Origin of the sequence: Selenomonas sp. oral taxon 478, assembly GCF_001189555.1 — a bacterium.
Lineage (GTDB): Bacteria > Bacillota > Negativicutes > Selenomonadales > Selenomonadaceae > Centipeda > Centipeda felix.
This window is the reverse complement of sequence record NZ_CP012071.1, coordinates 579,218-604,215: the sequence shown is the minus strand read 5'-3', so window position 1 is coordinate 604,215 and position 24,998 is coordinate 579,218. Positions and strand designations below refer to the sequence as shown.

Here is a 24,998-nt window from a genome sequence, read left to right as displayed (position 1 = left end):
AAGCGCGTTTAGGAATCCGCAGGTATTTAGGCAGATAAGTGTGCGGCCGCCTGTGCAACGAAGTGTTTGCGAGGAGCACGCACAGTAACTATAGGAAGCACTGATAAATTCGGTACAACCATCTTGACGCATCTTTTTTGCCCGCACTTCGGCGGAAAATCCTCCACAGAGCACCACTCTGCGTCCGGTTTTCCACCTTGTTCGGACGAAAAAATCTACGCCAATCTGGCAGACCTCATTTTATCAGTGTTTCCTATATTTTCGCACAAGAAAACCGAGACGGCAAGTCCGTCTCGGTTCTGTCCGATCAATGAGAGATATTACGGAAGTACGACATCAACCCCCAGGTCTGCGGCAGCGGCACGAATATCGGATGGTGGCTCCGTATCCGTGACAAACCCCGACAGGGAATTGAGCGGTGCATAGTCATAGTTGCCGTCCGCAGCGAATTTGCGCGCCTCTGCGAGTACGTAGGAACGCTTGCTGCGTGCGATAATGGTTGCCTTGTTGAGTCCGTCGTCGATGTCGTAGGTGGAGACACTGTTTGCCTTAACGTTGACGCCGACGGCGCCGACAAAGGCAATATCGGGCTTCAGCTTTCCGATGAAGTCCTGCGTCATACCGCCCCAGAATCCGTCACGTCCGCGGTTGATCTGCCCGCCTGCAAAGATCAGCTCGATGCGGGGATTGCGTGCCAGGACGCCGAGCACATCGACCATGTTCGTGACAACGGTCAAATCACGGTCGCTCTTCATGAGCAGTTCTGCAATGGCAAGGTTGCTCGTGGACACGTCGAGGAAGACCATATCCTTGTCATGGATGAGAGAGACAGCTGCCTGCGCGATGCGCCGCTTTGCCTCGACATCCATGTGACGATGACGGCTTACCTCGATCATGTGAACGCTTTGGGTCAGTTTCACGGCACCACCGTAGGTGCGCTTGAGGCGTCCTTGCCGCTCCAGTGACCCGAGATCCTTGCGGATGCAGTCCTCGGTGACTTTGAATTTGGCGCTGAGCTCCTTGACCTTAACCTTGCCGTCACGCTCCACCATGCGGACGATGAGCTCTTGACGCTCCTCCAGAAACATGATATTCACTCCCTTTACGCAGATGAAAATAGAAACGCTCATATATCTGCGATTCAATGTAGCGTCCATCCTTTGCATTCAGTGTAACGCAAAACAGACAAAATAGCAAGACAATTTTATCTATTGAATTAAATTTATAGGAGTGAAATCATCATTTATATTCTATTATAATAAACAAATTCCTGCATTTCGTAGTATTAAATTATGATTATATGGGAATAACAAGAAAAATCCCCCGATCACGATGATTTCCATTGTCCTGTATACAATGTTGATATCGTAGTAGGACGTATCTGATCGGGGGAATTCTTATTCGAAAAAAACCATTCTGTTTACTAATCGAAAGAAGATGCTTTACGCACCGACTTTCAGCTTATCGCGTCCGAAGACGTGGCGATTGAAACCGATCTCTTCCTGTGTCATGCCGAGTGCGAGCCCAACGAGCTGCTGCAGGTGGAGGATGGGCATGTCGGTCTCACCGCGGACCGCGTCGCGTCCCTCGGGTCCGTACATATCGAGCTGCATCTGGCAGAGCGGGCATGGGGTGGCGATGAGATCGGCATCTGCGTGTGCCGCACTTGCGGCGATCTGTCCCGTGATGGTCAGCACGTCGTGCTCGGCGGTGAACTGTGCGTGGAAGCCGCAGCACTTGCGCCCCGCATCGAACCAGACGGGCTCCCCCCCGAGGCGGCGTACGAGACGCTCGAAGGACTCGGGATAGTCGCCTTCCTCATAGTGCATCTGCGGTTTCGGACGCAGAATGTGGCAGCCGTAGTAGCAGGCGACCTTTGTCCCCTGCAGTGCGTCCGTGATCTTTCCGTCGAGCACCTCGGGATGCTCATCGAGGACCCAGAGGAAATGCGTAATGTCGCTCGTCCCCTGATATGCGTACGGATGACCTGCTTCCTCCAGGATGGCATTCACCTTGTCCTTCAGCCCCGGCTCATGGTCGAGTCGGTATTTTGCCGTGCGCAGCTGCAGCGTGCAGGTGTTGCAGACAGTGAGGATGGGGAGTCCCATATTCTCTGCGATGGAGATGTTGCGTGCGTTTATGGCGAGCATGGCGAGGTCGTTCACGCCCTGCCCGTGGGATGCGCCGCAGCACGTCCAGTTCGGGATTTCTTCGATCTCAATGCCGAGCTTTTCGCAGACCTTCTTGAGCGAGGTATATGCCTCGGCTGCCGCGCCGTCGAGGACGCAGCCCGGGAATAGTGCGTATTTCATTATGCGTCCTCCTTATCGGCGTTCTCCGCCGCCTTGACAATGGCGTCGATGGTCTTGATCTCGGGGTTGACGGGATGCTTGGCGAGCGGATCCATCTTGCCGACGTTCATGAGGCGCAGTGCCATCGGCAGGCGCAGGCTCGACATGAGGTATCCCTCGGATTTGATGTTGAGCTTCGACTCGTCGAGTGTGCCGGAGGTCTGGATGTCATCGTAGATCGCCTTTGCGTGGCGCGCACCGACGTTGTCGTCGAGGTGATGCTTAAAGGTTTCCGCCTTCAGCTTCTCGATGGCACCGGCGGGGTCGAGCCCTTTCGGACATTTTGCCGTGCACTCCTGACAGTTGAAGCAGCGCCACAGCCCGGCCTCGATGACGGCCTTCAGATGCTCCTCGGGGCTTTTGCTGCGCGAGTCGGCGACGAGCTTCTCCGCCTTGACGAAGGCAAAGGGATCGAGGAAGTCGTCCTGATTCAGTGTGTTCTTGTTGCACTCGGAGACGCAGGATCCGCAGAGAATGCAGCCTGCGTATTTTTTGTACTTGTTGAAGTCCTCGGGGGACTGGAGACAGCCCGTTTCCACCGTGAACTCGTCCTTCGGATGGAGGGAGGGTTTTACCTTTTTGAGGCGCGCGTATTTTGGATCCCAGTCGACGATGAGGTCGCGGATCACGCGGAAGTTGCCGAGCGGCTCGATCGTGAGCTCGTCGCTCTGATAGCGTGCCGTGAGGTCGTCAATCAGCACCTCGCAGGAGAGCTCGGCGTTGCCGTTGACGCGCACGGCGCATGCGCCGCAGATGCTCGAACGGCAGGAGCAGGTGAAGGAGAGCGTCGGATCCTGCTGCTCCTTGATGTAGGTCAGTGCGCCGAGAACAGTAAGTCCTGTGGAGCGCGGCACGGTGAACGTGTCCACCCACGATTTGCCCTCGACATAGCGATGGATTTTGAGTGTTGCGTCCATGTCAATACTTCCTTTCCTTTGGCGGATACTTCGTGATGACGACGTCCTTGTACTCCGCCGTGTACTTCCCGTCGGGCTGCTTGTAGATCAGCGTATGCTTGAGGAAGTTCACATCGTCGCGCTTTGGGAAATCGCGGCGCGAGTGTCCGCCGCGGCTCTCCTTGCGTGCCGCCGCGCCCTGCACGATGGCATGGGAGATCTGCAGGAGATTGCCGAGCTCGACATACTGCTCGAATGCTGTGTTGTAGACATGGGAGCTGTCGCCGACATAGCAGTTCTTGTAATCCTCTTCGAGTGCACGCAGTTCCTTCGAGGCCGCTTCGAGCTGCGCACCGTCACGGAACACGCCCGCCTTGTACCACATCGTGTTGACCATGGCATCGCGGATCTCGGGAACCGTGCGGTTCGTCGTGTGCGGACGTGCGGTCACCTTGTCAAAGTGATCCTTCCACTTCGTGCACGCTGCAGCGAGCTGATCCTGTGTGCCCTCGTAGCTGTGTTCCTTGGCGTAAGCGGCGGCACCCTCGCCTGCCGTCTTGCCAAAGACGAGCACCTCGGAGAGACTGTTTGCCCCAAGGCGGTTCGCACCGTGGACGGAGACGCAGCTGCACTCGCCTGCCGTAAAGATGCCGGGGATGCGCGTCGCGCCCGTCTTGTAGTCGGCCATCTCAAGGCCTCCCATGGAGTAGTGGCAGGTCGGGCTGATGAGGACAGGCTCCTTCGTAATATCAACGCCCGCAAAACGCTTTGCGAGGCCGTAGACCTGCCCGAGGCGTTCGTGGATGCGCTCGGGCGGGATCTTTGTAAAGTCGAGGTAGACGCCGGCAGTCAGCCCCTCGCCGATGCCGCGTCCCTGCTCGATCTCCGTGGCGATGGCGCGTGCGACAATGTCGCGCGTCGCGAGCTCCATCTTCTCCGGGGCATATTTCGACATGAAGCGTTCGCCGTTCTTGTTGAAGAGCTGTGCGCCCTCGGAGCGGCTGGACTCGGAGAGCAGAACGCCGTTGACGGAGAGACCTGTCGGATGGAACTGCACCATTTCGGGATCCTTGAACGGGATCCCGACGTTCATGCCTGCGACGATGCCGTCGCCCGTCGAGCTGTACGGATTGGAGGTACGCACCCAGTAGGCACGGCCGTAGCCGCCTGTGGCAATGATGATCGTCTTCGCGGGAATGCCGATGAGGTCGCCCGAGCGCATATCCATCGCGACAATGCCCGCGAGTTTGCCGGCGTCCGTCATGCTGATCTCGAGCATCTGGCACTCGGAGATGAAATCAATATTGTGTGCAAGGCACTGTTCGAAGAGTGCGTGCACCATGGCGTGTCCCGCACGATCCTCGAAGTATGCTGCACGCGGATAGGATGAGCCGCCCATCTTGCGCTGATGGAAGTGACCATCCTTCTGACGGTTGTACGGGTAGCCCATGTAGTCCATCTCGAAGATGGTTTTGCCCGCGTTCTCCGCGAAATACTCGACTGCGTCCTGATCACAGAGATAGTCGCCGCCCTTGATCGTGTCGAATGTGTGCGACTCGATACTGTCATTAGGGTCGGTGACGCCCGTCACGCCGTTCATGCCGCCCTGCGCCATCGTCGATGCCGAGCGCGTCGGGACGAGCTTCGTCAGGACAGCGACTTTCAGATCCTTGTTCTGAGCTGCCGCGAGTCCTGCACGCATCCCTGCACCGCCGCTGCCGATGACGAGCACGTCATAGGTCACGTCGCCGCGCCGTACCTGCTCCGGGATGTTCTTTCCCCCGCAGCCGAGATAGGCACCGGACATGAGGACAACGCCCGCCGCTGCTGTTCCCTTGATAAAGGTGCGGCGTGAGATTTCCATTGCCATTGCTTTTCCCTCCTAATGATACATAGAATCTATTTCAATTATAAATAAATCCTATAATAGGTTCCTATTTCGTTCTTGGAGAAAGAACTCCTTCTTTTTGAATAAAAGAAGTACTTTACTGAATATTGCGGAGTATAAGAGCTAAAATGGCATAAAAAAGCTCCCCTGACGAAGCGGGGGAGGGGCCTATGCGGTGGCGGGTGTGCTGTGAACGGAGGCTGCGTGTGTGCTGCTGCATCAGAACTGACAGTATGCCGGCATTCCCGTGCTTGCGCAGCGCGCGGGATGTTGTTAGAATACAAGGGAATCGCTGATAAAATGAGGTATGCCAGATTGGCGTAGATTTTTTGTCCGATTGAGGCAGCAAACCGGACGCATAGCGAGGGCTATGTGGAGGATTTGCTAACGATAAGCGGGCGAAAAAGATGCGTCAAGATGGTCGTGCCGAATTTATCAGTGCTTCCCAAGATATCAGTACTTCCTTAGCTGCGCAGGGCACGGCGTTTGAGGACGTAGTTCCACACGGTGACGATGCCGGCGGCAATGATCTTGGCGAGCATGTAGTAGACGCTGAGTCCGTCGACGAGCACCCACATGAGGATCTGGTTGAGGGCAAGTCCTGCGATGCTTGAGCCGAAGAAGAGGATTTTCGCGCGGTGCGTTTCGGCGGATGCGCCATGAAAGACGTAGATGAGGCAGAGACGATAGTTGACAAAGACGGAGATGCTGAAGGAGATCCCCGACGAGAGGAGATAGTAGAGCCCTGCATACTCTGTGAGGATGTAGAGCAGCCCGTAGTCGAGCAGGAAGCAGCCGCCCCCGACGAGGAGGAAACGGAGAATTTCATGAAATCTGGATGGCATGGGTCACCTCGGAGGATTGAACTGCGGCGTGAATATCGTCTGCTGTTTCTGCATGCTGCACAGAGGCACTTGCTCTGCTAAGGTTCACTTAGGAACATGGTGCTCTCTTGCTTCGATATTGGTGCAGAAGGATGATCATACGATATCGCCGCTGAAGAAAGGAATCCTATATATGATACAAAAGTTTTTCCGGTTGTTCAAGTCGCCCCTTGTTCTTCTGCTCGGCATGGCACTCTTCCTCGGCGGGTGCGGGGGGGATGTGACGGCGGAGGAGACGCGGATCGTGATGGGGACGGTGGCACGTTTGACCGTGCGTGCGGATGAGATCACGTCGCAGGCGGCGCTGCGGGACGGGATGGCGGTACTTACTGCGGTGGAGGAGGATGCGGACGGTGCGGTGCTCGCCCGTGTGGAGGCGGCGGCAGGGACGGGGGAATGGACGGAGGTGCCGTCCGGGCTCTATGAGACGCTTGCCCTTGCGCAGGAGATGGCGCGTCAGTCGGACGGTGCGTTTGATATTACCTCGGGCACGCTGACGGAGCTGTGGGATGCGGCGCGTGCCGCACAGTATCCGCCGACGGCGGAGGAGGTCGCCGCGGCGCGCGCACACGTCGATTGGCATGCGCTTGAGCTGCGAGAGCGTGCCGCTGATGATGGAGAGCACCCGGAGGTACGGCTTCTGCGCGCGGGGATGAAGATCGACCGCGGCGCACTCATCAAGGGGCTGGCACTCGACGGCATCGCGCGCAGCTGGGCGGCAGGCGGCGCAGTGAATGCTCTTGCCGATCTCGGCAGCAGCTCGATTCTCGCGTGCGGCGTGAATGCGGAGGGGGAGCCGTGGCATATCGGCATCCGCAATCCGCGCGGGGAAAGCCGCAGCGATCTCGCTGCGGCGGCGCAGCTCTCGGATGCCATGCTCTCCGCATCGGGCGACGATGAGCGGTATTTTCTCTGCGAGGGGCGGCGGTATCATCATCTCGTCGACCCGCGCACGGGCTATCCCGCAGAGACGGGACTCGCGTCCGTCACCGTCATTCTGCCGCAGAATGCGATGGAGGGGACCGCGTGGGCAGGGCATGAGGGACAGCTCTCGGATATGCTCTCGACGGCAATCTTCGTCATGGGTGCGGAGCGTGGGCGCAGCCTCCTCTCGGAGATTCCGGGTGCACAGCTCATCCTGATTGGGACAGATGGACATGTGATCGAGTGACAAAAAGGCCTGCCATTCGGAAGCGTATTCCGAAGGCAGGCCTTTGCTGCAGAGAAGGTCACCCGATCTGTGTGACGTGGCTGACGTTGAAGCCCTTTGCCGCGAGACGCTCCCTGACTGTCTCCACATCCGGTATGTCGGCGCGGATGATGATGTCGTAGGTGCCGCTCGGCTGGGGGATGGTGACCATGCTGTCGATACTGATGTCAAGATCGGCGAGTATGGTGGCAATGTCGCGGAGGACGCCCTTGCGGTCGGTGACCGCGATGGTCAGGCGCGTCTTGCCGCTGTCGAGTCCCATGATGGTGACGAAGGCGCGGAAGATATCCGTGGAGGAGATGATGCCGACGACTTTGCCGATCTCGGAGAGGACGGGCATGCCGCCGATCTTTTCGCGCGCCATGATGAGCGCCGCTTCCTCGATCGTCGTTGTGTCGGTCACGGTGATGACGTTCTTCTGCATGACGTCGGCGACCTTGATCTTCGAGAGCAGGGTGCGCAGCTCAAAGCGGTCGAGCGTGGTTGCTGCCGAAGGCGAGGCACGCAGGAGGTCGCGGTTTGTGAAGAAGCCGACGAGCTTTCCGTGCTCGACGACAGGCAGGCGGCGGAAATGCCCCTTGTCCATGATCTTTGCCGCCTCGTCGATCCCCACATCGGGGGCAATGGTGATGGGGTTCTTGGTCATGCAGTTGGCAACAAACATAATGCTCCTCCTTGCAGGGATGAATTTGTATATTACTGTAATATTCGCGCTTTAGGGCGTGTTTTCCTTCTTTTCTTATCCGCCCAGATAGGCCTTGCGTACCTCCTCGCTCGCAGCAAGATCCTTTGCGTCGCCCGAGAGCGTGATGCGTCCCGTCTCGAGAACGTAGGCACGGTTCGCGATGGAGAGCGCCATATTGGCGTTCTGCTCGACGAGCAGGATGGTCGTGCCCGCCTTGTTGATGTCAACGATGATGGAGAAGATTTCCTTGATGAGGAGCGGCGCAAGCCCCATCGACGGCTCATCGAGGAGCAGGAGACGCGGACGGCTCATGAGTGCGCGTCCCATGGCGAGCATCTGCTGCTCACCGCCCGAGAGCGTGCCCGCCTGCTGGGAGATGCGCTCCTTCAGACGAGGAAAACGCGTAAAGACCATCTCCATGTCGCTCGCGATGCCGTCCTTGTCATTGCGGATGAAGGCACCGAGTTCGAGATTCTCGAGGACGGTCATATCGGCAAAGATGCGCCGCCCCTCGGGCACCTGTGAGATGCCGCGGCGTACGATGTCGTGGGCGCCGAGCCCCGCGATGCCCTGTCCCTCAAAGTCGACGGCGCCGCTCTTCGGAGCGATCAGCCCCGAGATCGTGCGCAGCGTCGTGGACTTGCCCGCACCGTTCGCGCCGATGAGGGTGACGATCTCCCCCTGATGCACCTCAAGCGAGATGCCCTTCAGTGCGTGGATCGCACCGTAGTAGACGTTGAGATCCGCGATGCGGAGCATGGGGGTGCCGTTCTGCGGCTGTGTTGCTTCGTTTGCCATGATTATTCCTCCGACCCCAGATACGCGCGAATGACCTCGGGGTTTTTCCGAATCTCGTCCGGCGTGCCGTTTGCGATAATTGCGCCGTACTCGAGCACGTAGATGCGCTCGCAGATGCCCATGACAAGTGACATATCGTGCTCGATCAGGAGAATCGTGATGCCGAACTCCCTCTTCACCCAGCGGATCATCTCCATGAGTTCGATCGTTTCCTGCGGGTTCATGCCTGCCGCCGGTTCGTCGAGGAGCAGGAGGGACGGCTGTGCCGCGAGGGCACGCGCGATCTCGAGACGGCGCTGTGCTCCGTAGGGGAGGTTCTTCGCCTTCTCCTGCGCCATGCCGTCGAGATGGAAGATCTCGAGCAGACGATGTGCCTCCTCTGTGAGTTTATCCTCCTCCGTGCGATAGCGTCCGACGCGCAGTATCGCTTCGATGAGACCGTAGTTCATGTGGCAGTGATAGGCGATCTTGACGTTGTCGAGGACGGAGAGCTCGCCAAAGAGGCGGATGTTCTGGAACGTGCGGGCGATGCCGTGTGCCGTGATCTGGTAGGGAGATAGTCCGACGATACTCTTGTCCTTGAATAGGATTTCGCCTGTCGTGGGATGGTAGACGCCCGTGAGGAGATTGAACGCAGTGGTCTTGCCGGCGCCGTTCGGTCCGATGAGTCCGATCAGCTCACCGTATTTGATGTGCATGTTAAAGTCGGCGACCGCTTTGAGTCCGCCGAAGACCATGGAGACATCCGTTGCTGAGAGCAGGTTTTTTGCCATTATGCTTCTCCTCCCTTCCGAAAGAAGCGGCGCAGCGGCTGCATCGCCGTGATCTCAACGTAGCCGAAGAGACCCTGCGGACGGTAGAACATGAGCAGGATGAGCGCGAGCGCATAGATGATCATGCGCGCATTCGGGAAGCTCGCGAGAGCCGCCGAGAGGAAGGTCACGACAAGTGCGCCCGCGATCGAGCCCGTCATCGAGCCGAGACCGCCCATGACGACCATGATGAGGATATTGAACGACTGCATGAAGGTAAAGGATGCGGGGCTGAGGATGTACATGTTGTGCCCGAAAAGGCAGCCCGCCACGCCCGCAAAGAATGCGCCGATGGTAAAGGCAAGCACCTTGTATTTCGTCGTGTTGATGCCCATGGACTCCGCCGCGATCTCGTTCTCGCGGATGGCAAGGCAGGCACGGCCGTGGCGGGAGTTCACAAAGTTCTTGATGATGCAGAGCGTGGCCAGCATGAGGAAGAACACCCATGTGAAGTTCGTGAGGTGCGGGATGCCCTTGAATCCTGCCGCACCGCCGACATAGGGAACGTTGATGATGATGATGCGGACGATCTCGCCAAGTCCCAGGGTCGCGATGGCGAGATAGTCGCCGCGCAGACGCAGCGTCGGCAGACCGATCAGCGCGCCGAGCAGTCCTGCCGCAGCGCCGCCCGCGAGGAGTGCCGCCGCAAAGGGCAGGTGGAAATTCGTTGTGAGCACGACGCCGACATAGGCACCGATTGCCATAAAGCCCGCGTGCCCAAGGGAAAACTGTCCCGTGTAGCCGTTGATGAGGTTGAGGCTCGCCGCAAGGATGATGTTGATGCCCGCAAAGATGAGATTGAGCTGCCAGAAGGCGTTCAGCATCCCCGCACTCGTCAGCCCCATGATGACGGCGTAAATGATGAGGGCAAAGACGAGCATTTTGAGATCATTTTTCGTTGATGGATTCATCGTCACCCCTCCTTAGACCTTTTCCTTAACATTCTTGCCGAAGATGCCCGCAGGGCGTATGAGCAGGACGAGAATCAGGATGGCGAAAGCCGCCGCATCGCGGAACATGGAGAAGCCGAGCCCCGAGATAAACGCCTCGACAATGCCGAGAACGATGCCGCCGACGACGGCGCCCGGCAGGATGCCGATGCCGCCGAACACCGCCGCGACGAACGCCTTGATGCCGGGCATGATGCCCATGAGCGGATCGATCGAGTTGTAGTAGATGCCGATGAGTACGCCCGCAACAGCGGCGAGCGCCGAGCCAATGGCAAACGTGATCGAGATGATGCGGTTCGCATTGATCCCCATGAGCTGTGCCGCTTCCGTATCGTAGGAGGCGGCACGCATCGCCTTGCCGATCTTTGTCGAGCGGACGATGTAGGTGAGGATGAGCATCAGCAGGAGGGTGACGCCCATGATGAGCATCTGCTGACCGCTGATGATGAGCCCGCCGAGGTTAAACGACACATCGCTGAGTGTGGCGGGGAACGTGCGCGGCGTCGGTGAGACAATCGCCATCATCACGTACTCGAGGAGGAAGGACACGCCGATTGCCGTGATGAGCACGGAGATGCGCGGCGCGTGGCGCAGCGGACGGTAGGCCAGCCGCTCCACCACGACACCGAGCAGAGACGTGACCGCCATGGAGATGAGAATCGCCGGCACAACGGGGATCCCGAGCGTGATCGCGTAGAAACCGAGGTATGCCCCGACCATGTAGATATCGCCATGGGCGAAGTTGATGAGCTTGATGATGCCGTAGATCATCGTATAGCCGAGAGCGATCAGCGCGTAGATGCTGCCGAGCGAAATCCCGTTGATGAGCTGCTGCAGAATCTGTTGCAGTACCTCCATAGAAAAACCTCCCTGAGATGATGAAAAGAGCCGCAGGATGCGGCTCTTTGAACGTTTCTGTGCAGATTAGTTTGCGCTCGGCATGATCTTTGCGACCACCGCGCGGTCGCCATCCTTATTCTCGAGGATGACTGCCTGCTTGATCGGGTTGTGGTTTGCATCCATCGTGATCGTGCCCGTGCCGACGATGAGGTCCTTTGTCTCCTCGAGGGCTTTGCGCAGCGCCTCGGGATCGTCGGAGCCTGCACGCTTCAGCGCATCAACGAGCAGCTTGCCGGCGTCATAGCCGAGGGCAGCAAAGACGTTCGGCATGTGGCCGTATTCCTTCTGATAGGCATCGATGAAGGGGCGCACTGACTCATCCTTGTCGGAGTAGTGTGTGCTGAAGTACGTGTTGTTCAGCGCATCCGCTCCTGCGAGTGCGGCGACCTTTGGATCATCCCAGCCGTCCGTGCCGATGATGGGTGCTGTGATGCCGATCTCACGCGCCTGCTTGACGATCTTGCCGACTTCCTCATAGTAGGCGGGGACGAAGATCACATCTGCATTCGCCTCGCGCAGACGCGTCAGCGTCGCCTTGAAGTCCTGATCCTTGCCCAGGAATGCCTCGGTCATGAGCACCTTGCCGCCGCCGGCGGTGAAGACCTTCTCAAAGACCTGTGCGAGACTCTTGGAATAGTCCGTCGAATTGTCGAGGTAGATGACCGCCGTCTTTGCTTTCAGTGTATCGAGGGCAAACTTCGCCATGACATCGCCCTGCTGCGGGTCGATGAAGCAGCTGCGGAAGATCCACTGCTTTACCTGACCCTTCTCGACCGTGACGTCCACTGCCGTTGCATCCGGGGCGATGACGGGGATCTTGTTGTCCGCCGCAATCTGTGACTCGGCGATGACGTTTGCGGTTGTCGCAGGGCCTACGATGGCGCGGACATGATCGTCGGAGATCAGCTTTGTTGCTGCATTGACGGACTCTGCCGCTTCGGACTTGTTGTCCGCCTCAACGAGGGTGATCTTTTTGCCATTGATGCCGCCGGCATCATTGGCTTCTTTGATCGCGAGCTTCAGCCCTTCGAGCGTCGATGTGCCGTAGTTCGCCGTGTTGCCGGTCATTTCAAAGTTTGCGCCGATGCGGATCTCGTCCGAGTTCGCCGTATTTCCTCCGCAGCCGGCAAGTGCCGAGCCAAGAAGAGCTGTGCCGACGAGTGCAGCGGCAAGACGCAAGGCTTTTCCTCCGAATCTCATGGATATACCCCCTTAGATAATGCCTATGAAAAACATAGTCCACATTATACGGGAGCGCACGCCGTTCGTCAAGGGATACATTTGACAGAGAGGATTTTTCATTGCTATAATAACGGAACTTCATATATATATCTTTCTCACAGCTATGGGGGAAGAGGGATTTACACCAAGGGAGAATAATATGAATGAGAAGAAATTTCCGCTCACGAAGGAGGAGACGCTGCGTCTCATCGAGCGGTACCCGACCCCGTTTCATCTCTACGACGAGGCAAAGATCCGTGCGAACTTCCGCCGTCTGCGCGAGACATTCGCATGGGCGCCGAGCTTCCGTGAGCACTTTGCCGTAAAAGCACTGCCGAATCCGCGCATTGTTCAGATTCTGCATGAGGACGGAGCGGGCACGGACTGCAGCAGCACCCCCGAACTCATTATCTCTGCCGCAGCGGGCGTCAAGGGCGAGGAGATCATGCTCACCTCGAACGATACGCCGTATGAGGAGTTCCAGAAGGCGATCGAGCTCGGTGCCGTCATCAACCTCGATGACCTCAGTCACCTTGACTATATGGCGGAGCACGCCGGCCTGCCGAACCTCCTCTGCTTCCGCTACAACCCCGGCAACCTCGTCGAGGGCAACGATATTATCGGAAAGCCCGTCGAGGCAAAATACGGGCTCACGCGTGAGCAGATGTTCGAGGGCTATCGGCGCGCCCTTGAGATGGGCGTGAAGCGGTTCGGCGTGCACACGATGGTGATCTCTGCCGAGCTGCGCACGGAGGCATTCCTCCTCACGGCGCGTCTCATGTTCGAGCTGGCGGCGGAGCTGAAGGAAAAACTCGGCATCCACGTTGAGTTTGTCAACCTCGGCGGCGGCTTCGGCATCCCATACCGCCCCGAGCAGGACGGCATCGACTATGACGCCGTCGGTGCGGGCATCGAAAGGCTCTACAATGAGATCATGCGCCCCGCCGGGCTCGGCGATGTCGGCATCCGTACGGAGAGTGCACGCGGCATCACGGGTGATGCGGGCTGGCTCGTCTCCACCGTGCTCCATGAGAAGGACACGTACAAGAAGTACATCGGCCTCGACTCCTGCATGGCGAACCTCATGCGCCCTGCGATCTACGGCGCCTATCATCACATCACCATCCTCGGCAAGGAGAATGCACCTGCCGACCACGTCTATGATGTGACGGGCTCGCTCTGCGAGAACAATGATAAATTCGCCATTGACCGCGCCCTGCCGAAAATCGACATTGGAGACATCCTCATCATCCACGACACGGGGGCGCACGGCAGTGCGATGGGATTCAACTACAACGCAAAGCTCCACTGCGCGGAGCTGCTGCGCCGTATGGACGGCAGCATCGAGCTGATCCGCCGTCCTCAGACCATCGACGACTACTTCGCCACGCTGAAATACGAGGGCTCACTGATGAAGTGAGACGGTGAAGGGGGCTAGGACTGCACACTCCACGCAAACACCTCGTTCGCAAGCGGTCGTGCGCTTGTACGCTTAAATACCGACGAATTTCTTAACGCGCTTCGCTTGAACGGGCGAAATCCGTCGGGGCGTACCGCGCACTATATCCGCTTGCTCCACTAAGGTTTGCTTAGGAGTATTGCAGTTACGCCTCTACGTAACGCTTATATACCGTTATCCTAAGCCTTCCCCGTTATCACGGGGAAGGGGGACCGCGTAAGCGGTGGAAGGGGCAAAAAAAGGACTGCTGCACGAAATTCGAAGCTTCGTGCAGCAGCCTTTTTATGTAAATATTTCTCTCTATGCGTCAGCGCAGCACCATGCTCAGGAGTGCGATCTCGACCATGGCGGCGATGCCGAGGACGAGCGTGCCCATCGTCTGGACGCGGTAGCCCTGATCGGGGGTGAGACCGCTGAACTCGGAGACGACCCAGAAGTACGAGTCGTTCGCATGAGAGACGGTCATTGCTCCTGCGCCGATCGCCATGCAGACGAGCGTCGCCTGCAGCGGCGTATCAAAGCCGAGGACGGTGAGCAGCGGTGCAATGATGCCCGCCGTCGTAATCATGGCAACGGTGGACGAGCCCTGCGCGGTCTTGAGCACCGCAGAGAGCAGGAATGGGAAGAAAATGCCCAGACCGCCGAACACATCTGCGTGTGCCGAGATGTATTTCACCATGTCGGAGGTCGCAATTACCTTGCCGAGCACGCCGCCCGCCGCCGTGATGAAGAGGATGGGGCCGACGGTCATGAGGCTGTCATTGCAGATGGCGTAGAACTCCTCCGAGCGTCCGACGGAAAAGAGCTGCATCGTTGCGAATACCATGCCGACGCCAAGGGCGATGATCGGCGTACCGAGGAACCTGATTACCTCGACAGAGAGACCGGTCATGCCCGCCATAGTGACAATGGAAGACAGCGCCATGAGCGCAATGGGGACGACGATCGGGGCAAGTGTGCTGAATCCGGAGGGGAGTTTGCCGTAGGAGGCGATGAGCGCTGTGTAGCTCTTCGTCACCTCGTCGGGCTGCGCCTCGTCCTTCGACTGTACCTTTGTGCCGATCCAGCGTGCATAGAAGTAGCCTGCGATCAGCGGGAAGATCGAGCAGAGGAGACCAAGTCCGATCACCTGCAGGAGATAGTCGCCGATGCCGAGTGTGCTTGCCGCAGCGATAGGGCCGGGGGTCGGCGGGATAAAGACGTGTGAGATAAAGAGTCCCGAGCTCAGGGCAAATGTCATGGCGACGGCGGAGACTGCCGTGCGGCGGACGAGTGCCTTGCGGATGGGGTTCAGGATGACGAAGCCCGAGTCGCAGAACACGGGGATGGAGACGACCCAGCCCATGAGCTGTACGGCAAGGACAGGCTTGCTCTTGCCGACGAGGCGGATCATCATGTCTGCGAGCTTCAATGCTCCGCCCGTCTTTTCGAGCACTGTGCCGATCATCGCACCGAGGATGATGACGATGCCGATGCTTGTGAAGGTCCCCGAGAAGCCTTGTCCGATGACAGTGGCAAGACCATGCTGCACCGTTCCGTTATCGAGTTTGTGATCGACAAGCGGGATGCCGGCAGCAAGTCCAAGTCCCAGTGAGACAAGCATGATGGAGATGAACGGATGGATACGCAGCTTTGAGATCATGACGATCATGATGACGATCGCCAGCCAAAAAGCGAAAATCAGCGGTAATCCGGTCATAGCAATACCTCCTTACTACGGGAAGACAGAGGTCTTTTCCCCTTTCAACGAAATATCGATGCACTTTTATTTTAATCCTATTAGAAGCGTTTGGCAAGTGCGAAAAAATAAAAAACGGATGCAATGTCCTGCATCCGTCGTCTTTGCTTGTCTTGTTTATCCTGTAATCCCGAGAATCTTGTCCAGTTTCTCGCGGTCATAGCTGACGGCAAAGTCCTTGCCGTCCGCCGTCGTCACGGGAACGATAGTGTCGCCGGAGAGTGCTTTGCACTCCGCAAGGGCGGCGGGGTCGTGCTCGATGTTATGCTCCTCATAGGGAATGCCGCGATATTTTAGGTAGCGTTTCACCTTCGTGCACCATGGACAGACCGTGATGGAGTAGACCTTTACCATGAAGCCCTCCTTATGCGCCGATGAGCTTGTCGATGGCGGGCTGGTCAAAGCCGCGCACGTATTCACCGTTGTCGGCGAGGATGACGGGGCATGCAGCCTCGCCCGTGAGCTTCACGAGCTCGTCGTAGGCGGCGGGCTCCTTCTCAATATCGCGCACCTTGTAGGCGACGCCCTTCTTGTCGAGATACTTCTTTGCCTTCGTGCACCACGGGCACGCGTCGAACGAGAAAACCTGAATCATGGGAATTCCTCCTTGTTGTTTATATCAAATCGTTCATTACTTCTTCAAACCCGCGAGATACTTCTCCGCGTGGAGGGCGGCGGTCGTGCCATCAGCGGCAGCGGTCGTCAGCTGGTGAATCTCCTTGACACGGATATCGCCGGCAGCGAAGACCCCCGGGATCTCCGTGCGGCAGTCCTCACCCGCCGGGATGTAGCCCGCCTCCGTGAGGGCGAGCTGCCCCTTGAAGAGCTCCGTGTTCGGGATAACGCCGATGTTGACGAAAATCGCATCGACCGGCAGCGTCTCCTTCGCGCCCGTATCCTTGTGCAGGAGATCGACGGACGTGAGGCGATCCTCGCCATTCAGATGCGTGATTTCCGTCTCGAGCATGACCGTCACCTTTGGATTGGCATAGAGCGCATCCTGTGAGGACTTATCCGCGCGCAGCTGGGAGCGGTGGATGAGGTAGAGGTGCTTGGCGTACTTCGTGAGGAAATTCGCCGCATCGACCGCCGCGTTGCCGCCGCCCATGACGGAGATCACCTTGTCCTGATACGTGTGCCCATCGCACAGCTCGCAGTAGTGCACGCCGCGATTGAAGTAGTGAGGCTCCTGCGGCAGGGGGAGCTTGCGGCGGTTCATGCCCGAGGCAATGATGATGACGGGCGTCTCATAGACGCGCGTCTCGGTCTCCACGATCTTCGGCGTACTCTTTAGATCGACGCGCTCAATGCGGTCGAACTCGTCGATCTCCGCACCGAAATTCATCGCCTGCTTTTCGAGTGTGCCGATCAGCTCCATCCCGCTCACGCGCTCGAAGCCCGGGAAGTTCTCAATATCCGCCGCCGTTGCGATCTGACCGCCGACGAGCGAGTTCTCGAGCACGAGCGTCCTGAGATTCATGCGCCCCGCATAGAGCGCGGCAGTCAGCCCCGCCATGCCCGCACCGATGATGATAATATCCTTTTCAATATGTTCTTTTGCCATAGGTTCATCTCCCTGTGATCCACGATATTGACCTTTTGATTTATTATAGCATGGCTGTCAATAGAGTATTTCTGTTTTTGGAGAGTTGTTGTAAAAAAATAACACAAAAATAGCCCACACTCCACTGTGGACTATCTTTGCTGTGTATTATATTTTAGGAGAGCTTTGGAAACATCCGAGGATGTTTCCTCAACGAAAGCTTGTATAGAATATAGCACATGTGAGAAAGAAAATCAATAGGTATTTGAGAAAAATTTTCAATAATTTTTTAGGGTAAGCGTTTTTTATTTCTCAGCTACATCGAGAGAGGTGAGCGGCGTCCCCGCGGGACTCTCGGCAAGACGCTGCAGGAGCAGGGCATAGAGTGCCTCGATGGGGAGTGTGCCGCCCGAGAGAGCGCCGAGCTCTGCCGCCCGCACGCCGACCTCATAGCGGCGGATGTCCGCGCCGCCCTCAATGCACTGCGTTGTGAGGACGACGGTGCAGCCCGCCTCGCGCGCGAGCTGCAGGGCGGGGAGGAAGCTCGCCTCCGCATCCCCTGTGGGGACGCTGCCGAGGCCGTAGCCCTCAATGATGAGGCCGCGGCAGCCCGCCTTGATGCAGGTTGTGACGGCGCCGGGGGACATCCCCGGGTAGAGACGGAGGACGGCGACGCGCCGCTCCAGTGTCCCATGCAGACAGAAGGGGGCAGATGGCGGGATGGGCGCGGCATCGAGGTCGATCTCTGTACGCCCGATGCTGCGGAAGGCATCGTCGGCGAGGGAGTGAACTTTCTTTGCGGCGTTGCCGTGAATGATGCGTCCGCCGAACGCGATCATGACGCCCGCATGTCCGCTGAGCGCAGCGCGTGCAGCGAGGCGCAGATTTGCCCCCGCATCCGAGTCCGCCGTGCCGAGTGGCCGCTGCGCCCCCGTGAGGACGATAGGGCGGTCGATATGCTCGAGCATATAGTAGAGGGCAGCGGCGGTGTACGCCATGGTATCTGTGCCGTGTGAGATAATGATGCCGTCGTGTGCCTGACGACAGTCGGCAACGCACCGGGCGATCCGCTCCCAGTGCGGCGGGGCGATGTTGGTCGAGTCGAGGGCGAGGAGGTCGAGTGTATCCACGGCGGCGTCTTTCACGCCCATCGCAGCGCGCAGGTCATCTGCGGAGAGTGCGGGACGCAGACCGTGTTCCGTTTCCCGCGAAGCAATGGTGCCGCCCGTGGCGATCAGCAGGATTTTTTTCATGGATGCTGCTCCTTTTTCTCGCGACATCGTGAACGGTAGTCAATCCACATGTGATGCAGGGTCATGAGCGGGTGATGCAGGAGCATGCGAGGTCCGCTCCAGCGCATCACCTCACGGATTTTCTCCCGCATTTCTCGGCTATAACAGTGGACGGGACAGGCAGAGCAGAACGACTTGACATCCATGCGCGGGCATGCCGTGATACGGCTGCGGGCATAGGTGAGGAGGCGGCGGCAGTCGGGACAGAGCGAGGGCTCGCTCTCAGATGCAGCACTGCGATTCGCGTGATGGTGTCCGCGGCAGTAGATGCCGATCATCATCGACATCACCTCGGCTTCCATCGCGCGTTTTTTTTCGGTATCCATGTAGCGTAACCTTAGCTAGAATATGCCAGAGGCGGGAGGGTATTGCTGCTTGGCAGACGATTGGCAGTGTGTGTACTGTAAGGGTAGCTTTCCTTATAAACTGCCTCAGGAGCAATGTCAATTGCTCCATTCTGCCATGTGAGAAATCCGTGCTCCAAGCGTGCTGTATCAAATACGCTGCGATCGGACAGCGGCGCGAATGCAGGATAGCGTAGAAGTCCCGAAACATCGAAAATACGCTCCTCGCCTGTTGAAAATGTGACGACCATGTAAAGGTCGTCAATGATGCGAAAACCGGTGATGGTCAGATCCTCATAAGGCTCTGAGGCATAGGCAATCCCATCTCGAATATACATGATGTGTCTCCTATCTGAGCGGTTCGATCTTGTCAAAGTGCATCCCGCGTACGGCGTTGTTCCATGCAGCATAGAGTTCATCCTCGTGAATATAGAGCCATGCTGTGAGAAGCTTTAACTGCTTGTCCGGCAGTTTGCCAGCAAGGAGTTCTCCGTCGATGGCGACGGATGCCTTGAAGTCACCGTAGAATACATGAACGTGTGGTTTGTGATGGCGGTCATCATCGAAAAAGATCATCTTGATGACCATACCCATAAAACGACTGAGTTCGGGCATAAGAAAATGCATCTTTCTATATCAATAGTATAAAGCGGTAGCGTGGGGCTGTAAAGCATTCAAGCGTGTGCGCTTTTCTTTTCCTCCTGCGCACGGCGGAATTTTTCGAGCAGATCCATTTTGTGCTCCATTTTGTGGACGAATTCACGTGCGGCAGCGCGATCCGCTTCGTTTGGATGCTCGGCGGCACGCACCCAGCGCTCCTGCGCCTCGGGGCTGTTGTGGGTGTCGTCGGGATCGGATTTCTTGCGTCGCTCGATGAGGGCGGGCGCGAGCTTTCCCTGCGCGGAGAATGTGCCGAGGATTTCGCAGCCCTTTCCGAGGAGGTAGGCGGCACGCGCAAAGGAGGTGACGGCGTGCTCTGAGCCGACGTCCGTTCCGTGCGTCTGGAAGAGGACAACGCGCGCATCTGCGACCTGCGGCAGGTATGCCTTCATGCGGTCGTCGGGACCGCCGCGCCGTATCCAGTAGCCGAGGGCGACAACCTCGTAGGCGGAGAGATCCGTCGGCGCGTTCTGGATGGGGAAGAGGTCAGCCCCTGCCGTCCCGGCGATCTCCTCGGCAATCGTTTTGGTGTTTCCAGAGGCGGACGAATAGATGACGGCCCATTTTCTCATGTGACAATACTCCTTTACATTTCCCTGCGGTTTGCTAAAATTATATTCTGTTGGAATTATTACAACATACTTTTGCGTATTGTGCAAGGAAATCAATCACAGGAGGCAATATGAGATGAAATATGAGATACGTCATGCGGCGGCACTGCTCTCGACGGGACATGGGATGGTGGATTTCTATGGAAACTTTCTGCCCATCCTGCTCCCACTGCTCATGACGCAGTTCGGTCTGTCCCTGACGATGTGCGGCGTGCTTGTCATGGTCTCGTCGGTGACGACGAATATGCTCCAGCCCGTCATCGGCTGCGTGATGGATCGGCGGAACTTCAGCCCGCTCCTCCCGTGGCTCGTGCCTGCCGCCGCTGCTCCCATGTGTCTGGTGGGGTACGTATCGCATACGGCACTTCTCTTCCTCGTTGTCGCCGTGACGGGCATCGCTGTTGCGGCGTATCATCCGCTCTCCTCCATGCTCATCGGACGGACAGCGGCGGAGGGGCGCGGAAACGGGATGATGAGCTACTTCATCGCAGGGGGGAACGCGGGCATGGCGTTTGTCCCGCTGATCCTCGTCGCCTTCCTCGACTTCTTTCCGTTGCGTGCTCTGCCTCTTTTGCTCCTCCCGACGATCCTGATCGCTGCGTTGTTTCTGCGCTCGGGGCTCTGCGCCGTCTCCTCGCTGCCCGAACACACACCCGCACATCCGTCGAAGCTCTCGCACGTTCTCTTTGCCCGTACGACGATCACGCTGAACCTCGCGATGGGGCTGCGCTGCTGGACACACGGTGCATTCGGGACGTTCCTCCCGCTCCTCCTCGTCCGCAGCGGCGAGGATACGCACGCAGCGGGGCTCTTTCTCATGATTTTCATGGTCGGCGGCATGGTCGGCGGACTCGTCGGCGGCAACCTAGCCGATTCTCTCTCGGGGCGCAGAATCATCGTGGGGGCGCTCCTCCTCGGCATCCTGCCGTCTGCCTACTACTTCACCCATGTCAGCGCGGACGTACTGGGCGGTGCCGTCCTCTTTGCGGCGGGCTTTATGCTGATGGCACCGCAGCCGAGCTCAATCATCTGGGCACAGCAGGCACTCCCCGAGAATGCGGGCATGGCGTCGGGGATGATGCTCGGCATGTCGTTTGGCCTCGGCAGCCTTGGTGTCGCGGCGACGGCGGCACTCGGCGACCACATCGGGCTCGCGCCTGCGCTCCTCGTCTCTGTCATCGCACTGCCGCTGGCGGCTCTTCTCGCATTCGTGACGCCGGAGCCGGGGTCGGAGCGGGAATAGCTCTATCTTATGAGCTCATGAGGAATGCTGCGGCCATAGCGGACGGCGACGATACTCCGCAGCAGCCTTTCGTGGGGCAGGCATACGACTGCCTGCGTCGGGAAATTTGCACGGCGGATGCTGTCTGCCTTTTTGCTGCAGAACCTATATGATTTTTTTATGATTTTCATGAAAAATATTGATATCGTTTATCTTCTGAAAGATATTGAAAAGTGAATGTGATTCAAGTATCATAAAAGTACCGAATGAGGGATTTCCTCAATAATAAATAACAGGAGGTATATTATGCTGCACAGCAAACATTGGGATGGATTCACAGGCGGCGTGTGGCAGGAGGAGGTCAATGTCCGTGACTTCATCCAGCGCAACTATACACCGTATGACGGCGACGAGTCCTTCCTTGCGCCGCCGACGGATGCGACGAATCGTCTGTGGGCACGCGTGCAGGAACTCCAGAAGGAGGAACGTGCCAAGGGCGGCGTTCTCGACATGGAGACGGAGGTCGTTTCGGGGCTGACGGCATACGGCCCGGGCTATATCGATCCCGCACATAAAGACCTTGAAAAGGTGGTCGGTCTCCAGACAGACAAACCGCTGAAGCAGGCATTTATGCCGTACGGCGGCATCCGCATGGCGGAGGAGGCACTCGAGAACTACGGCTACAAGGTCAGCCCGAAGCTTCACGAGATCTTTACAAAGTACCATAAGACGCACAATCAGGCAGTTTTTGACGCGTATACGGACGAGATCCGCGCGGCACGCCGCAGCCACATCATCACGGGACTGCCCGACACCTACGGGCGCGGGCGCATCGTGGGCGATTACCGCCGCGTCGCGCTCTACGGCATCGATCACCTCATCGCGTTCAAGCAGGAGGATCTCCTGAACTATGGCGACGGCATCATGAGCGACGATGTGATCCGTCAGCGCGAGGAGGTCGCGGAGCAGATTCGTGCACTGAAGGGCATGAAGGAGATGGCGGCGAGCTACGGCTTCGACATCGCGCAGCCGGCGCAGAATGCACGCGAGGCAGTGCAGTGGCTCTATTTCGGCTACCTCGCGGCGATCAAGACGCAGAACGGCGCAGCGATGAGCGTCGGACGCATCTCGACCTTCCTCGACATCTACATTCAGCGTGATCTTGCACGCGGCACGCTCTCCGAGGAAGAGGCGCAGGAGCTCATCGACCACCTTGTGCTGAAGTTCCGTATGGTGAAGTTCGCACGCATCACGTCCTACAACGAGCTGTTCTCAGGCGATCCGATCTGGGCGACGCTTGAGATGGCGGGCATCGGCATGGACGGCCGCCACATGGTCACGAAGAATGACTTCCGCTTCCTTCATACGCTCGAGAACATGGGCCCCTCCCCCGAGCCGAACCTCACCGTCCTCTACTCCTCGCGCCTGCCCGAGACGTTCAAGAACTATGCGGCGCGCATCTCCATCCGTACAAGCTCGATCCAGTACGAGAACGACGATGTAATGAAGCCCGAGTGGGGGGACGACTACTCGATCTGCTGCTGCGTTTCCGCGACGCAGACGGGCAAGGAGATGCAGTTCTTCGGTGCGCGTGCGAACCTTGCAAAGTGTCTCCTCTACGCGATCAACGGCGGTATGGACGAAAAGAGCGGCGTGCAGGTCGGTCCTGCCTACCGCCCGATCCGCACGGAGTACCTCGAATATGACAACGTCATCATCAAGTATGAGCGCATGATGGACTGGCTCGCGCACGTCTACGTGAACGCGCTGAACATCATTCAGTATATGCACGACAAGTATTACTACGAGGCGGCCGAGATGGCGCTCATCGACACGGATGTGCGCCGCACGTTCGCAACGGGCATTGCGGGCTTCTCGCATGTTGTTGACTCGCTTTCCGCGATCAAGTACGCGAAAGTAAAGCCGATCTACAATGACCGCATCGTCGTGGACTACGAGGTCGAGGGCGACTTCCCGCGCTACGGCAACGACGACGACCGCGCGGACGAGATTGCAAAGTGGGTGCTCAAGACCTTCCTTTCTAAAATCAAGGCGCGTCATACCTATCGCCACTCTGAGCCGACGACCTCCATCCTCACGATCACGTCGAACGTCGTCTACGGCAAGTACACGGGCGCGATGCCGGATGGACGAAGGGCCTGGACGCCGCTTGCGCCGGGCGCAAACCCGAGCTACGGCGCAGAGTGCTGTGGGCTGCTTGCCTCGCTCAACTCCGTGGCAAAGCTGCCGTACCACTGGGCACTCGACGGCATCTCGAATACGCAGAGCATGACACCAGCCTCGCTCGGACACAACGAGGACGAGCGCGTGCAGAACCTTGTGAGTGCGATGGACGGCTACTTCGATCAGGGGGCGCACCATCTGAACGTAAATGTGTTTGGGCGCGAGACTCTCGAGTACATCATGGAGCATCCAGAGGATCCCGCCTATGCGAACTTTACCATCCGCGTCTCGGGCTACGCCGTCAAGTTCATCAGCCTGACGCGCGAACAGCAGCAGGATGTGATTTCGCGTACCTTCCATGAGCATATGTAAAGGCAGAATCAGCACGACGGAGAGCTTCGGCTCGGTCGACGGGCCCGGCATCCGCTTCATCGTCTTTGTGCAGGGCTGCTGTTATCGCTGTCAGTACTGCCACAACCCCGAGACGTGGGAGACAGAGGGCGGCGAGGAGCGAACGCCGGCGGATGTGCTGCGGCAGGCACTGCGCTATCGTCCATACTGGAAGGAGCGCGGCGGCATCACCGTCAGCGGCGGCGAGCCGCTGCTGCAGCTCCCGTTTGTGACGGAGTTCTTTCGCCTGGCGAAGGAGCAGCAGGTCAGCACGGTCATCGACACGGCGGGCGGCCCCTTTACCGAGGATGAGCCATTCTTCAGCGCGTTTCGGGCGCTGCTGCCGCTCACTGATCTCTTTCTCCTCGACATCAAGCACATCGACCCCGCGCAGCATCGTGCGCTGACGGGCACGTCCAATGCACCGGTACTGGCACTCGCGCGGTACCTATCGGAGCAGGGGAAAAGCATGTGGATCCGTCACGTGCTCGTGCCGGGATGGACGACGGATGCCGATGACCTGCACCGGCTGGCGGACTTCATCAGGACGCTGCGAACGGTCGAGCGCGTGGAGGTGCTGCCCTATCATGCGATGGCGCGGCACAAATATGAGGCACTTCATCTGCCGTACCCGCTCGGGGATACGCCCGTGCCGACGGCAGAGGAGATCGCGCGCGCCGAGGCAATCCTGTGCGGGGGAAAGACCTCTCGCACAGAGGATAAATAATGGAAGCACTGATAAATTCAGCACCGCCATCTTAGCGCATCTTTTTTGCCCGCACTTCGGCGGAAAATCCTCCACAGAGCACCACTCTGCGTCCGGTTTTCCACCTCGTTCGGACGAAAAAATCTACGCCAATCTGACGGACTTCATTTTATCAGCGATTCCATAAAAAAACTGCGGTATGGAGCACGATGCTCTGTACTGCATTTTTTAGCAAAGTGGCGCGCAAACTCGGA

The 24,998-nt window shown here is 58.1% G+C and carries 25 protein-coding genes; 5 read left to right on the top strand and 20 right to left on the bottom strand.

Annotation, left to right across the window (positions count from 1 at the left end):
• Nucleotides 1–320 precede the first annotated feature (320 nt).
• The 5 genes from ADJ74_RS02935 to ADJ74_RS02915 form a co-directional block, all read right to left on the bottom strand.
• Complete coding sequence (locus tag ADJ74_RS02935) at nt 321–1,088, bottom strand: DeoR/GlpR family DNA-binding transcription regulator (protein WP_050341740.1); 768 nt, start codon at nt 1,086–1,088, stop codon at nt 321–323.
• A 354-nt stretch (nt 1,089–1,442) separates the two neighbouring features.
• Nucleotides 1,443–2,312 carry a CoB--CoM heterodisulfide reductase iron-sulfur subunit B family protein gene (locus ADJ74_RS02930; RefSeq protein ID WP_050341739.1) on the bottom strand — a complete coding sequence of 290 codons (870 nt, stop codon included), beginning with the start codon at nt 2,310–2,312 and terminating at the stop codon, nt 1,443–1,445.
• Nucleotides 2,312–3,268: a succinate dehydrogenase/fumarate reductase iron-sulfur subunit gene (locus ADJ74_RS02925; RefSeq protein WP_006690293.1), complete on the bottom strand. Its 957-nt coding sequence runs from the start codon at nt 3,266–3,268 to the stop codon at nt 2,312–2,314. Before ADJ74_RS02925 ends, ADJ74_RS02930 begins: the two co-directional genes overlap by 1 nt.
• 1 nt (nt 3,269) lies before the next feature.
• A complete protein-coding gene (locus ADJ74_RS02920; RefSeq protein ID WP_050341736.1) occupies nt 3,270–5,117 on the bottom strand; it encodes an FAD-binding protein in 1,848 nt (615 codons plus the stop codon).
• A 482-nt stretch (nt 5,118–5,599) separates the two neighbouring features.
• Nucleotides 5,600–5,980 carry a GtrA family protein gene (locus tag ADJ74_RS02915; RefSeq protein ID WP_050341734.1) on the bottom strand — a complete coding sequence of 127 codons (381 nt, stop codon included), beginning with the start codon at nt 5,978–5,980 and terminating at the stop codon, nt 5,600–5,602.
• A gap of 172 nt (nt 5,981–6,152) precedes the next feature.
• Here ADJ74_RS02915 and ADJ74_RS02910 point away from each other — a divergent pair, with 172 nt between their 5' ends.
• Nucleotides 6,153–7,190, top strand: coding sequence for an FAD:protein FMN transferase (locus tag ADJ74_RS02910; RefSeq protein WP_040572419.1), 1,038 nt, complete (start codon nt 6,153–6,155; stop codon nt 7,188–7,190).
• Between the two features lie 58 nt (nt 7,191–7,248).
• Here ADJ74_RS02910 and ADJ74_RS02905 read toward each other — a convergent pair whose 3' ends face one another.
• From ADJ74_RS02905 to ADJ74_RS02880, 6 genes are all read right to left on the bottom strand, one after another.
• A complete protein-coding gene (locus ADJ74_RS02905) occupies nt 7,249–7,893 on the bottom strand; it encodes a CBS domain-containing protein (RefSeq protein ID WP_009753773.1) in 645 nt (214 codons plus the stop codon).
• A 75-nt stretch (nt 7,894–7,968) separates the two neighbouring features.
• Nucleotides 7,969–8,712, bottom strand: a complete 744-nt coding sequence (locus ADJ74_RS02900) for an ABC transporter ATP-binding protein (protein WP_050341731.1) — start codon at nt 8,710–8,712, stop codon at nt 7,969–7,971.
• A gap of 2 nt (nt 8,713–8,714) precedes the next feature.
• Nucleotides 8,715–9,485, bottom strand: a complete 771-nt coding sequence (locus tag ADJ74_RS02895) for an ABC transporter ATP-binding protein (protein WP_050341729.1) — start codon at nt 9,483–9,485, stop codon at nt 8,715–8,717.
• Nucleotides 9,485–10,435 carry a branched-chain amino acid ABC transporter permease gene (locus ADJ74_RS02890; protein WP_006690286.1) on the bottom strand — a complete coding sequence of 317 codons (951 nt, stop codon included), beginning with the start codon at nt 10,433–10,435 and terminating at the stop codon, nt 9,485–9,487. The genes ADJ74_RS02895 and ADJ74_RS02890 overlap by 1 nt, the downstream gene beginning before the upstream one ends.
• Nucleotides 10,436–10,447: 12 nt before the next feature.
• On the bottom strand, nt 10,448–11,332 hold the full coding sequence (locus tag ADJ74_RS02885) for a branched-chain amino acid ABC transporter permease (protein WP_050341727.1): 885 nt from the start codon (nt 11,330–11,332) through the stop codon (nt 10,448–10,450).
• Between the two features lie 66 nt (nt 11,333–11,398).
• Nucleotides 11,399–12,574, bottom strand: a complete 1,176-nt coding sequence (locus ADJ74_RS02880; protein ID WP_050341725.1) for an ABC transporter substrate-binding protein — start codon at nt 12,572–12,574, stop codon at nt 11,399–11,401.
• Between the two features lie 181 nt (nt 12,575–12,755).
• Between ADJ74_RS02880 and ADJ74_RS02875 the strand changes: the two genes are divergently transcribed.
• Entirely contained in the window at nt 12,756–14,015 is a 1,260-nt protein-coding gene (locus ADJ74_RS02875) for a diaminopimelate decarboxylase (RefSeq protein WP_050341723.1), read from the top strand.
• Between the two features lie 346 nt (nt 14,016–14,361).
• On the opposite strand, the gene ADJ74_RS02870 is transcribed toward ADJ74_RS02875, so the two are convergent.
• The 9 genes from ADJ74_RS02870 to ADJ74_RS02830 form a co-directional block, all read right to left on the bottom strand.
• The gene (locus ADJ74_RS02870) at nt 14,362–15,753 is read right to left on the bottom strand and encodes a GntP family permease (RefSeq protein WP_050341721.1); all 1,392 of its coding nucleotides are present in this window, start codon (nt 15,751–15,753) and stop codon (nt 14,362–14,364) included.
• Between the two features lie 156 nt (nt 15,754–15,909).
• Complete coding sequence (locus ADJ74_RS02865) at nt 15,910–16,146, bottom strand: glutaredoxin family protein (protein WP_050341719.1); 237 nt, start codon at nt 16,144–16,146, stop codon at nt 15,910–15,912.
• Between the two features lie 10 nt (nt 16,147–16,156).
• Complete coding sequence (locus ADJ74_RS02860) at nt 16,157–16,387, bottom strand: glutaredoxin domain-containing protein (protein ID WP_006690279.1); 231 nt, start codon at nt 16,385–16,387, stop codon at nt 16,157–16,159.
• A gap of 36 nt (nt 16,388–16,423) precedes the next feature.
• Entirely contained in the window at nt 16,424–17,356 is a 933-nt protein-coding gene (locus ADJ74_RS02855; RefSeq protein WP_050341717.1) for an NAD(P)/FAD-dependent oxidoreductase, read from the bottom strand.
• A 284-nt stretch (nt 17,357–17,640) separates the two neighbouring features.
• A complete protein-coding gene (locus ADJ74_RS02850) occupies nt 17,641–18,588 on the bottom strand; it encodes an asparaginase (protein ID WP_050341716.1) in 948 nt (315 codons plus the stop codon).
• Nucleotides 18,585–18,953 carry a nitrous oxide-stimulated promoter family protein gene (locus ADJ74_RS02845; RefSeq protein ID WP_050341713.1) on the bottom strand — a complete coding sequence of 123 codons (369 nt, stop codon included), beginning with the start codon at nt 18,951–18,953 and terminating at the stop codon, nt 18,585–18,587. The genes ADJ74_RS02850 and ADJ74_RS02845 overlap by 4 nt, the downstream gene beginning before the upstream one ends.
• An 11-nt stretch (nt 18,954–18,964) precedes the next feature.
• A complete protein-coding gene (locus tag ADJ74_RS02840) occupies nt 18,965–19,309 on the bottom strand; it encodes a DUF2442 domain-containing protein (RefSeq protein WP_009753784.1) in 345 nt (114 codons plus the stop codon).
• A gap of 10 nt (nt 19,310–19,319) precedes the next feature.
• Nucleotides 19,320–19,586, bottom strand: coding sequence for a DUF4160 domain-containing protein (locus ADJ74_RS02835; RefSeq protein ID WP_039981324.1), 267 nt, complete (start codon nt 19,584–19,586; stop codon nt 19,320–19,322).
• 59 nt (nt 19,587–19,645) lie between these two features.
• A complete protein-coding gene (locus ADJ74_RS02830) occupies nt 19,646–20,203 on the bottom strand; it encodes a flavodoxin family protein (protein ID WP_050341710.1) in 558 nt (185 codons plus the stop codon).
• A gap of 115 nt (nt 20,204–20,318) precedes the next feature.
• Between ADJ74_RS02830 and ADJ74_RS02825 the strand changes: the two genes are divergently transcribed.
• The 3 genes from ADJ74_RS02825 (at nt 20,319) to pflA (ending at nt 24,765) form a co-directional block, all read left to right on the top strand.
• Nucleotides 20,319–21,485: an MFS transporter gene (locus ADJ74_RS02825; protein ID WP_050341707.1), complete on the top strand. Its 1,167-nt coding sequence runs from the start codon at nt 20,319–20,321 to the stop codon at nt 21,483–21,485.
• Between the two features lie 285 nt (nt 21,486–21,770).
• The gene (gene pflB / locus ADJ74_RS02820; protein WP_050341705.1) at nt 21,771–24,020 is read left to right on the top strand and encodes a formate C-acetyltransferase; all 2,250 of its coding nucleotides are present in this window, start codon (nt 21,771–21,773) and stop codon (nt 24,018–24,020) included.
• Nucleotides 24,007–24,765, top strand: coding sequence for a pyruvate formate-lyase-activating protein (gene pflA / locus ADJ74_RS02815; RefSeq protein WP_050341704.1), 759 nt, complete (start codon nt 24,007–24,009; stop codon nt 24,763–24,765). The genes pflB and pflA overlap by 14 nt, the downstream gene beginning before the upstream one ends.
• Nucleotides 24,766–24,998 lie beyond the last annotated feature (233 nt).